This window comes from Treponema zioleckii (assembly GCF_014737315.1).
Lineage (GTDB): Bacteria > Spirochaetota > Spirochaetia > Treponematales > Treponemataceae > Treponema_D > Treponema_D zioleckii.
The window spans coordinates 1-7,367 of sequence record NZ_JPUF01000097.1; the positions used below are offsets into that span (position 1 = coordinate 1).

Genomic DNA, 7,367 nt, shown 5'->3' on the forward strand with positions numbered 1-7,367 from the left:
GTNTTTTTTTAGTTCTATTTTGCTTTTGATTAGCCCATCAAACCGAGCGGACTGATAGCTTTTCCGTTTTTGTAAACTGTAAAGTGAAGGTGCGGACCTGTACTCAAACCTGTGCTTCCTACACGACCAATTCTAGATTCCTGAGAAACGCTCTGACCTGGCACACAAAGAATCGCACTCATGTGACCGTACAAAGTCTTGTAACCAGAATGATGAGCAACGATTACGAAGTTTCCGTAAGTCGCACTGTAACCAGTCTGAACGACTTTTCCCGGAAGAGCCGCGTAAATCGAAGTTCCTGTAGGACAAGCCATATCAATTCCGTTGTGGTAAGAGCGTGAGCCGTTAAACGGATTCTCTCGGTAACCGAATCCAGAAGTAAATCTCCATGACGCACGAATCGGTTTTCGGAACAAGTCTCCGTTGATTTCCTGCAAAGCAACCCAGTCAAGTTTTGCACCAGGCAAGAAAAGCATACTACCGGCAACAAGACTGCCAGAAACACTAACATGATTTACGGCAGCACATTCAGCCATATCGATTTCATACTGCTTTGCAATTTTATCAAGTGTCTCGCCATCATTCTTAACTTCATAAAGAATTCCTGGCTTAGAAGGGATTTTAATATATTGTCCAACTTGGATTGTTCGTGATGATTTAATTTTGTTGATACTAATGAGAGTGTCCTGAGACACATCGTATTTGGCTGCAATCTTACCAATCATATCGCCTTTTTTGATGCGGTATGTAAAATATGAAAGCTCTGAAGAAGTATTTTCCAGCGCAGTTTCTGCAGAATCAGCATTTGCTCCGTCAATAATGGCAAGCACGTCTTCGTTTACAACAGGAACGCCAGTCGTATCAAATCCACCACGACCGTCTTCCTGCACAGGGTTGCTTGTAAATACAATTGCACCTGCAAGAACAATTCCGCAAACACCCATTGTGATTACAGACCCCTGAATAAGAGCTTTTGCCGATATTCGATCAGCGAAGCGTTTAAGATTGAACCGATTAAACTTTTTCATCACTTTTTTCCCAATCCAATTAAATAAGTTTCAAAAGATTCAGAGCGGCAAGCCTTTGGCTTAAAGCCTTTGGCGGTCGTAAAAATCTCTCTCATAGACTTTAACAAAGCCTGCTGATCTCCATTCTGAAAAATCTTAACAACAAAATTGCCGCCAGTTTTCAGCATGACCTGCGAATACCAGATAGCCATTTTTACCAATCCTTGCGAACGGGCTGTATCAACAACACGGTTGCCAGTCGTAAGAGGTGCTGCATCGCAGACAACGAGATCAAAAGGTCCTTCGCCACGAATTTTGTCAACGATTGATTTTTCGTTCAAATCTCCCTGAATAAACGTAAGGTTCTCACCTTTTACATCTTTAGAAAGAGGATTCAAATCACAAGAAACAACTTTTCCGCTACCTTCCATCGTGCGCAGAAGGAATGTCGTCCAACTTCCAGGAGCTGCTCCCAAATCAAGCACAGTAAAATTCTTTTTTATCATGCCGAATTTTTCGTCAATCTCTTGAAGCTTGTAGACAGATCTCGCAGGATAGCCTTCAGAAAATGCTTTTCTCGACCAAAAATCAGGTTTTTCGTAGCTATTTGCCATAATATTCTATCGGTTAATTATCACAAATTTTTAAGATTTTGTATATAAAATTTCTCCAATTTCTCTTCTGCAAAGAAATTTCACTTCAGTTTACAATTTATTTCTTTAAATATTTTGAAGATTCAAAGTTACTTTAACAAATTTCCGATATTTTAGTAAGGATGCAAGAATTGATGTAAATACACACCAACGTTTTCAATTTCGTTCAGAGGTTCAGATGAAAAAAATAGTCACTTTTATTTTGTTTTCGGTTATAAATTTTTCGATTTTTTCACAAAATTCAGAATCAAAAATTCTTCAATTTAAATATCATCAAAACGACAATTATCAATTCAACTCGGTCGTCGAAGAAGAAGTAAAAATGAACGGACGACTTTTGAACCACGCGACAATCGTGAACCGCTCGACTATTTCGGTCTCTAAAGTTGATGAAAATGGGCGAGGTTATGAAAAAGCAAACTTTATGACGAGCGAGATTTTTAACGGCTATCCGACATGGAGCGAAAATTTTGAAAGCGAATATTGGCGAAGCCGAGATGGCAAATTCGAAATTGCAGATTCTTACATCATGCCAGTCGTCCGCGACGTTCCGATTTTTTCTGAAAAACCTGTAAAAATTGGCGACACGTGGACTGCCGACGGCTACGAAGCCGAGGATATGAGAAAGCTCTTTGGGATTCCGAATCCTGTAAAAGTGCCTTTTACCGCGACTTACACTTACCTTCGCGACGAAGAGCGCATTTCGTCGGATTCAAAACACGAAAAACGTAATCTTCAAGTAATTCAAGTGAATTATTCTATTAATTACGAAAATCCACAGGCTGCCAATTCGTATACAGAGACTCTTGATTCGATAATGGGATTTTCAAACAAAACTATTTGGTGGGACAACGAAAAAGGTCAGATTGACCACTTTGACGAGAATTTCAGAATCATAATTACAAGTTTGAGAGGCAACGTGCTCATGTTCACAGGAACTTCAAAAAGCGAAGTTACGGAATTCAAGCGAACTGCAAGCGAAGCCGTGGTTCAGCAGGTTCAGAGCAAAGTTGACCAACTCGGAATAAAGGACGTTTCGGTTAAAAAAAGCGAGAACGGTCTTACACTGAGCCTCGAAAAAATTCAATTCGAGCCGAATTCATCAAATCTTCTTGAAAGCGAACAGGCAAAACTCGACAAAATCGCGGAGATTCTTTCAGGATTTCCGAACGATCTTTTGATTGAAGGTCACACGGCCCGCTCTGGTTCGGAGGAATCGTGCCAGATTCTGAGCGAAGAGCGCGCAAACTCTGTTGCCGATTATCTTGTAGGAAAAGGCACGCGCAAAAAGAATCAAATTTTTACAACGGGAAAAGGTTCGCGAATTCCGATTATGTCGAACGACACTCCAGAAGGCATGGCTCGTAACCGCCGCGTAGAAATTACGATTCTTGACAAATAAAAGGGAGCAGTAAAATTTCCCTGTAAATCAGAATGCTTAGCTCTACAGCTCCCTTCGAGTTTTCTGGTGGAAAACTTACAGCAGCCTGCAAAACACAGCGACAAGGAAAGCCAAGTTTTGCAGGTTCACTTTATTGTTTGCGCATAACAGACAATTTCAGAATCGCTCTTCGGAGATTTATTCCACTTCGTAGCAATTCTTCTCAGAAAATCGTTCAGACTTCTCTACATCTTTGTTTGACTTTTAAAATCTAAAAAATATCCATTATCTCCAAAAAAAATCCAATGCAGTAAAAATTTCACAAAATAAAATCATCTTTCAACAAAAAAACCGTAAAAAACGAATGGAAAAAGGGAAGTAACAATGTGACAGAAAAATCAGGAAACCAAAACTTCACCTACAGAATAAACAGGGCTTTTTAATGAACAGCGAACTTGAAAACACACTCAGACAGACAGAAGTGCAACTCGACTCAGAAGAAGACTTTGAAACAGACGAGGCAACATTTACGGCGCAGAACAATTTTGGAGTAAAGTATCTTTTTCCGTGGCAAAGGCTAGTAATCGCAAACATTCTAGACAGCGCCGAAGCTCAAAAAACGGACGAAAGTTTCGCATCTCACCACGATGACGACATTTTTTGCCGAGGCAGACAAATCGTACTTCTGCCCACAGGAGCCGGAAAATCCATGTGCTTTCTGGTTCCATCCATGATTCTTGAAGGACCTACACTTGTGCTCTACCCGCTTTTAGCCCTGATGTCAGACCAGATGAGACGAATGGAACAGGCAAAAATTTCCAGCGTCATTTTTAAGGGGGGACAGACAAGCGAAGAACGCGAAAAAAACTTTGAAATGATAAAAAACGGCGCAAAAGTAATCGTTGCAAATCCTGAAGTGCTACAAAACGAAGCCCTTGTAAAACGACTCGCTAAATGCAAAATCGCCCACGTTGCGATTGACGAAGCACACTGCGTGAGCGAATGGGGCGACAGTTTTAGGCCAGCTTACCTAACGCTCGGAAAAATCATCAAGGAACTGGGCGTAAAAATCGTAACCGCATTCACCGCAACGGCGAGTCCGACAGTTCTCAAACGAATCGGCGAAGTGCTTTTTGACGGAAATTTTCATCTTTTACAAGGAGCAAGTGACCGAGAGAACATCCATTACGAAGTGCGCTATGCTTATGCAAAGCAAAAAGCCGCCCTTGAATGTGCAAAAACCATGCGTCGCCCGATGATTATATTTTGCGGAACACGCCACCGAACAGAAGATATGGCACGCCTTGCGGCTGACTACTTTGGCCCAGAAAAAGCACGTTTTTATCATGCAGGAATGACGAAAGAAGAAAAGCAAAAAATCGAAAAATGGTTCTTCGACAGCAAAGACGGAATACTCGCTGCAACTTGTGCCTATGGAATGGGAGTTGATAAATCAGACATCTACACTGTCGTGCACCTTGACGCTCCGAATCATCTAGAAAATTTTTGTCAAGAAGCCGGGCGGGCGGGGCGTAAAGGAGACAAAGTAAAATCAGTTCTGATTTGGAATCACGCAGACTTTATCCGCTACAGGCAAGCTCCGCTCGGAAGCCGGGAAAGAGCAATGGGGGACTTTGTTCTGAACAAAACTTGCCGCAGACAATTCATGCTGGACTATCTTGGAGGTGAGGAAGCAAAGTGCAGCGGGTGCGACATCTGCGACGCTCGCAACCAAGGAAAACAGATTGATTACGAGGCGAGTGACGCAAAAAAAGTTCTTGCGTTCATCAAAAAGAACAGAAAGCTTTACACTCGCGAAGAACTCGTGAACGAAATTACAGAAATCTTCAACCGAGAAAAATCAGCTCTTTTTGGAATGAACATTTGGGAAGCAAAAGACAGCTCAGAAATCATATCGCAATTGCTATCCGAAAAAAAAATCCGCCGTTTAGGCGGACTTTGGAAAAACCATATAGATATATGCAAGGAGCACAAAATCAGAATCAAAACAGGAAGAAAAATCCTTATTCTTCGCCACCATCTCCATTCTCTTCGCCAGAAGACTCTTCGGCTTTCGGAGCAGGTGCGGCGACTGCTTTCTTAGCTTTTGGCTTAGGAGGCTTTTTTCTGTAACGCACGATATAACAACATAAATCGAGATAAACGAAAATGACAATCGCCGTAACAATTACACGTGTATCAGTAAGCACCGCAGTAATAATGGGCATAAGTTCACTAATTTTCATACTTAATTATATCGGCACAAGTTCAAGAAATCTTCAATAGAGGTGTTCCCACAAATAGCTCTAGTGCGTAAAATAAAGCGTGGAGTAAAACTATGATTGGAATTGTAGATTACAACGCAGGAAACATAAAAAGCGTTGAACGTGCACTTACGTTCCTAAAAGCGGACTACGTGCTTTCAAAAAATCCCGCAGACCTTGAAAAATGCGACAAACTGATTTTTCCAGGTGTAGGCGAAGCAAAATATGCGATGGAACAGCTCAAAAAAACAGGATTCGACACTTTCCTAAAAGATTGGGCTGCAGCTGAAAAACCTCTCATGGGCATCTGCCTTGGCTCTCAGATTATTTTTGAACATTCGGAAGAAGGCGACGTTGACTGTCTAGGTATCCTAAAAGGGACGATTCGGCATTTTGAAAGTGTTTGGAAAGATTCCTTGAAAGACGGTAATACAAACGAAATGAATCTGAAAGTTCCTCACATGGGCTGGAACAATCTTGAATTTATCAACGGTGGCTCGCCACTTTTTAACAGAGTTGCCAAAAAATCAGATTTTTACTTCGTGCATTCATATTTGATTCAACCTGCAGACTCTTCTATCGTAAAAGCTGTGGCTGATTACGGCTGCAAAGTTCCTGCGTGCGTTTCAAGCGGAAGCGTAAGCGCATTCCAATTCCACCCAGAAAAAAGCGGTCAGGCAGGACTGAAAATCTTGGAGAATTATATATGTTAAAAAAAAGAATTATTGTCTGTCTGGACGTTAAGGACGGTCGCACAACAAAAGGCGTAAAATTTCAGAACAACGTTGACATTGGCGACCCGATTGAAATGGCAAAAAAATATTACGAACAGGGCGTTGACGAACTTGTTTTTTACGACATTATGGCAAGTGCGCGAGGCCGTGGCCCAATTCTAGATTTGATTTCCCGTGTAGCGGAACAAGTTTTTATTCCGTTTTGCGTTGGCGGAGGAATCGGTAATATAGAAGAAATTCGCTCAACTATTCTCGCTGGTGCCGAAAAAATCAGCTTGAATTCGCAGGCGGTAAAAAATCCAGATTTGATTCGCGAAGGTGCAAGAATTTTTGGAAATCAGTGCATCGTTCTCGGAATGGATGCCGCAAAAGATGAAAGTTGTCCTTCAGGCTACAGAGTTTACATTAACGGCGGACGGGTAAAAACCGATTTGGACGCTCTAGATTGGGCAAAAAAAGCTGTCTCTCTCGGTGCCGGGGAAATAGTGCTGAATTCAATTGATGCAGATGGCATGAAAAATGGCTACGAGCTGAATCTTACCAAAATGATTGCAGAAAACGTAAGCGTTCCTGTAATTGCCTCTGGTGGCGGTGGAACTCCGCAACATCTTGCCGATGTTCTAACCGACGGGAAAGCCGATGCTGCACTTATTGCAAGCATGGTTCACTCGATGGGCTACACTGTAAACGGAATTAAAAAAGATTTGAACGATTTGGGTGTGCCAGTAAGATTGTAAGCCAAGCAAGCTGTATAGTCACCCCAAGGATTCCGCATTATAAACTTACAGGTGTAAAAAAATTGTCTGCATTACCGCGAAAAAAATGTTTTTGTTCACGCGGTGCAAGGTGTAAGGAAGATTATTAACGCCACAAAGCGGCTCACCTTGCAAACGTTCACAAAAGCCATTTTTTGCTCTCGTTCTGACAATTTTTTAGTCAGTTTGCCCATAAAGTGGAGTCCCTGATAGTCACCCCGAACTTGATTCGGGGTCTCTTATGCAACTGCCAGTGTAGATGCCGAAATAAATTCGGCATGACGGCAATTTTTAGATAGCTCTTCAAAAAGTGAAGCGTGAGTTTTCCTTTGAAAACTTGCGGGAAACGCACAAGATGACTCAAATTCCAAAAGCAAACTTGCAGCGTTTTTTTATATCCTAAAAGATTTCTAAAGTGAAGCGTGAATTTTTTCCTAAAAAACTCACGGGAAACGCACAAACTGACTCAAACTTCAAAAGCCAACTCGCGGCGTTTTTACAACTGTAAAGCCTCTAAAGTGAAGCGTGAGTTTTTTTCCTAAAAAACTCACGGGGAAACGCACAAGCTGACTC

The 7,367-nt window shown here is 41.7% G+C and carries 7 protein-coding genes; 5 read left to right on the plus strand and 2 right to left on the minus strand.

Translation table 11 applies throughout. From position 1 onward, the window contains the following. Positions 1-29: 29 nt before the first annotated feature. Both JI65_RS16060 and JI65_RS16065 read right to left on the minus strand, forming a co-directional pair. Complete coding sequence (locus JI65_RS16060; protein ID WP_242457280.1) at positions 30-1,028, minus strand: peptidoglycan DD-metalloendopeptidase family protein; 999 nt, start codon at positions 1,026-1,028, stop codon at positions 30-32. Beyond that, on the minus strand, positions 1,028-1,621 hold the full coding sequence (locus tag JI65_RS16065; RefSeq protein ID WP_191018178.1) for an SAM-dependent methyltransferase: 594 nt from the start codon (positions 1,619-1,621) through the stop codon (positions 1,028-1,030). Before JI65_RS16065 ends, JI65_RS16060 begins: the two co-directional genes overlap by 1 nt. Before the next feature lie 217 nt (positions 1,622-1,838). On the opposite strand from JI65_RS16065, the gene JI65_RS16070 reads away from it, so the two are divergent. The 5 genes from JI65_RS16070 to hisF all read left to right on the plus strand — a co-directional run bounded on the left by JI65_RS16070 (position 1,839) and on the right by hisF (position 6,776). Further along, positions 1,839-3,062 carry an OmpA family protein gene (locus tag JI65_RS16070; RefSeq protein ID WP_191018179.1) on the plus strand — a complete coding sequence of 408 codons (1,224 nt, stop codon included), beginning with the start codon at positions 1,839-1,841 and terminating at the stop codon, positions 3,060-3,062. A gap of 32 nt (positions 3,063-3,094) precedes the next feature. Further along, a complete protein-coding gene (locus tag JI65_RS16075; RefSeq protein WP_191018180.1) occupies positions 3,095-3,316 on the plus strand; it encodes a hypothetical protein in 222 nt (73 codons plus the stop codon). Between the two features lie 167 nt (positions 3,317-3,483). Beyond that, positions 3,484-5,145, plus strand: coding sequence for a RecQ family ATP-dependent DNA helicase (locus JI65_RS16080; RefSeq protein WP_191018181.1), 1,662 nt, complete (start codon positions 3,484-3,486; stop codon positions 5,143-5,145). Between the two features lie 234 nt (positions 5,146-5,379). Further along, a complete protein-coding gene (hisH, locus tag JI65_RS16085; protein ID WP_191018182.1) occupies positions 5,380-6,018 on the plus strand; it encodes an imidazole glycerol phosphate synthase subunit HisH in 639 nt (212 codons plus the stop codon). Further along, positions 6,012-6,776: an imidazole glycerol phosphate synthase subunit HisF gene (hisF, locus tag JI65_RS16090; RefSeq protein ID WP_191018183.1), complete on the plus strand. Its 765-nt coding sequence runs from the start codon at positions 6,012-6,014 to the stop codon at positions 6,774-6,776. The genes hisH and hisF overlap by 7 nt, the downstream gene beginning before the upstream one ends. Positions 6,777-7,367: the final 591 nt, after the last annotated feature.

What these genes read in the sequence shown, in the direction of transcription:
- JI65_RS16060 (WP_242457280.1), bottom strand. Translation starts at nt 1,028, where the DNA reads ATGAAAAAGTTTAATCGGTTCAATCTTAAACGCTTCGCTGATCGAATA.
- JI65_RS16065 (WP_191018178.1), bottom strand. Translation starts at nt 1,621, where the DNA reads ATGGCAAATAGCTACGAAAAACCTGATTTTTGGTCGAGAAAAGCATTT.
- JI65_RS16070 (WP_191018179.1), top strand. Translation starts at nt 1,839, where the DNA reads ATGAAAAAAATAGTCACTTTTATTTTGTTTTCGGTTATAAATTTTTCG.
- JI65_RS16075 (WP_191018180.1), top strand. Translation starts at nt 3,095, where the DNA reads ATGCTTAGCTCTACAGCTCCCTTCGAGTTTTCTGGTGGAAAACTTACA.
- JI65_RS16080 (WP_191018181.1), top strand. Translation starts at nt 3,484, where the DNA reads ATGAACAGCGAACTTGAAAACACACTCAGACAGACAGAAGTGCAACTC.
- hisH (WP_191018182.1), top strand. Translation starts at nt 5,380, where the DNA reads ATGATTGGAATTGTAGATTACAACGCAGGAAACATAAAAAGCGTTGAA.
- hisF (WP_191018183.1), top strand. Translation starts at nt 6,012, where the DNA reads ATGTTAAAAAAAAGAATTATTGTCTGTCTGGACGTTAAGGACGGTCGC.